Below are 2,961 nucleotides of genomic sequence, written 5' to 3'. Positions count from 1 at the left end.
AGCCTAGCCCCTCATCAGTTTGAAGCAGCATTATCGAAGCAAAAAACGGCAGGTCGATTCCCCTGTTGAAGAGGATGTCGGTTTCAAGACCTGCGTCCGTGAGAAAAGGACGTTCAAGCTGAGGAAGCAACGCAGCAGCCATCATGGTTTCCTTTATCCAGGGCGGCGAAGCTACTCTTGATGGGGTAAATTATCCAGGGTGCGTGAATTGCGCTCAACCGGCCCGCCTTCACCGTTCCCTGCCTCTGCCTACGGACTTTAAGAGGGGCCTGCGTTCGGCCAAAACCGCCGCTTCGATGACACCACAGGAACGGTAGCTTCGTCCCATGAGCGGCGTTTTGTCTCAACCAAGCCGACCCATTTAAGTCCTTCAGTCACCGTTTTACATTCAGGAGGTGCGGACTGTCCGCAATCCAGCCGCAGGGCTCCCTTGGACCCATATTTTGATACCTGCCTGGAGGAATGAGACGGGGGACGTCAAAGTCGTCCAGAAATCCATGGGCTACTCAAACATCGAAGTCGGTACGATGAGGAACGTGGCCTGCAGCGCGCAGATGATCCAGGCGGCCTGCGCAATGGTCATGTAGAACTCGGCTTCTGGCGCTGCCTCTCGGGGATGTCTTTGCATGCACATAGGAACAACCCCGAGTGCGAGGGGCGCTCTGCTTGCGTAGACTGGGACCTCCATGCCCGTACGGAGGCCATATGGCGGAATACCATTTTCTGAAATTGCGCCTGGCACTTGTGCTTTCAAGTGCCGTGCTGATGTCATGCAATGTTGCCCGCGCAACGCCAGCGGACAGCGTCTACACCGGCGGCCCCATTCTAACCATGGCCGGTGAAAACCCGGTCTATGTCGAGGCCGTTGCCGTAGAGGATGGCAAGATCGTCTACGCCGGCACGGCCGAGGGCACCAAGGCTTTCACGGGAACGGACACGAAGACGCACGACCTCGCCGGGCGTTTCATGCTGCCAGGCTTCGTCGATCCGCATGGACACATGGTCATGGGAGGCATCCAGGCACTTTCGGCCAACATGCTGGCGCCCCCAGACGGCAAGGTCACCGACATTCCCGAGATGGTTGCCACGTTGAAGGGCTGGGCAACAGCCAACGCCGGAACCGTCAAGAAGACCAACGTCATCCTCGGCTTCGGCTATGATAACGCGCAACTCAAGGAACTGCGCCATCCGACCAAGGAAGAACTGGACGCAGTGTCGACGGACGTGCCGGTCATCGTCGTCCACCAGTCGGCGCACCTCGCCAGCGTCAATTCGGCGGCGCTCAAGCTGATGGGCTACGACGCCTCGACCAAGGACCCCGAAGGCGGGGTCATCCAGCGCAAGCCTGGGGTGCAGGAGCCGAATGGAACGCTCGAGGAAACCGCCTTCTTTCCACTGATCACCAAGGTCCTGGGGCAGATCGGGCCGATGGGAATGGTCGCCTTCGCAAAGGCCGGTGAACAGCAATGGAAACGCTACGGCTATACCACCGCGCAGGAGGCGCGCTCGGTTCCCGATGTCGCGCGCGTGCTGCGCCAGGTGGCGGACCAAGGCGCCTTCAGCATCGACGTCATCACTTTCCCCGATGTGCTCGTCGACCGCGACTTTATCCGCGAGAACGTGAGTTCGACCTATACCAACCATTTCCGCGTTGCTGGTGCCAAACTCACCATCGACGGCAGCCCGCAGGGTTTCACCGCCTGGCGTGATCGTCCTTACTACGCCCCCATAGGAAACTACCCAAGGGGATATTCGGGCTATGCCGCGGCCAAGCCCGAGGACGTCATGGGGGCGGTCGAATGGGCCTTCGCGAATAATATCCAGATCCTCACCCATGCCAATGGCGAGGCGGCGTCCGACCTTCTCATCAAGGCAATGGACGCAGCGGAGAAGAACCATCCCTACAAGGACCAGCGACCGGTCATCATCCACGGGCAGTTCCTGCGCGAAGACCAGATGGACTCGTTCAAGCGCCTCCACATGATCCCCTCGCTGTTCCCGATGCATACGTACTACTGGGGCGACTGGCACTGTGCGCACACCGTCGGGCCCGAGGTGTGCCAGAATATCTCGCCGACCAAATGGGCTCGGGCAAGGGGCATGATCTTTACTACCCATAGTGACGCGCCGGTCGCCTTGCCCGATACCATGCGCGTGCTTGACGCCACCGTTACCCGTCGCAGCCGCACCGGCAAGGTGATCGGAGAAGCGCAGAAGGTCGACGTCTACACTGCGCTTCGGGCCATGACGATCTGGCCAGCCTTCCAGATCTTCGAGGAGAAGAACAAGGGATCGATCGAAGTGGGCAAGGAAGCGGATTTCGTGGTCCTTTCCGCCGATCCGCTCAAGGCCGATCCCGAAACCCTCGATCAACTCAAGGTTCTTGAGACCATCAAGGACGGGACGACAGTCTATTCCGCGAGGCAGATCCAGCCCAGCAGGCCATAAGCGCGCTTTTACCATTGATTGGGTCACGAGTGGCGGCTTCGGCGGCAATCACAACCCATTTACGACCCGCTGTGGACACTCGGAAGCCGAATCACATCGCCCAACTGCAGACAGTCAGGTTTCCTGGGGCGATGATCGCCGGCTCCAAGACTACAAGGTCTTGTAGAGCTTCAGCTGAAATTCCGGGGTACGCTGGCGCCGTGTGGTCTCTTCCGCGAGCGGTGCCACAAGGCGATATTGGCTCACTCCTGAAAAGCGAAAGGTTCCGGTGATCGACATCGTCTTCGAGAAATTGTGCGTATAGGCAACGCTGGCATCGTACCAGGAGCCTTTGCGGATCTGGTATTCACGCGAAGCGCTGTTCCACGACCATTGCAGCTGAGCCACGTCGCCCGGTATGGTGCCACGATCCCTGGCCGACCACTCAAGTGTTCCGTTGGTCGAATAGCGCAGCATATGGAGCACGCGAGTAGCCTCGCCCCCATCGACAAGCGAGCGTTCGTCAAAAAGGTT

At 59.2% G+C, this 2,961-nt stretch carries 2 protein-coding genes; one reads left to right on the top strand and one right to left on the bottom strand.

Translation table 11 applies throughout. The features are described from left to right. The first annotated feature begins 765 nt into the window (after positions 1–765). Positions 766–2,448, top strand: a complete 1,683-nt coding sequence (locus MBENS4_RS05690; RefSeq protein ID WP_039391812.1) for an amidohydrolase — start codon at positions 766–768, stop codon at positions 2,446–2,448. A 150-nt stretch (positions 2,449–2,598) separates the two neighbouring features. Here MBENS4_RS05690 and MBENS4_RS25690 read toward each other — a convergent pair. Continuing rightward, on the bottom strand, positions 2,599–2,961 hold a 363-nt coding region (locus MBENS4_RS25690; RefSeq protein ID WP_039389360.1), incomplete at its 5' end, for a hypothetical protein.

This window comes from Novosphingobium sp. MBES04 (assembly GCF_000813185.1).
Lineage (GTDB): Bacteria > Pseudomonadota > Alphaproteobacteria > Sphingomonadales > Sphingomonadaceae > Novosphingobium > Novosphingobium decolorationis.
The sequence above is the reverse complement of the archived record's forward strand: the minus strand, read 5'-3'. Positions and strand labels throughout refer to the sequence as shown.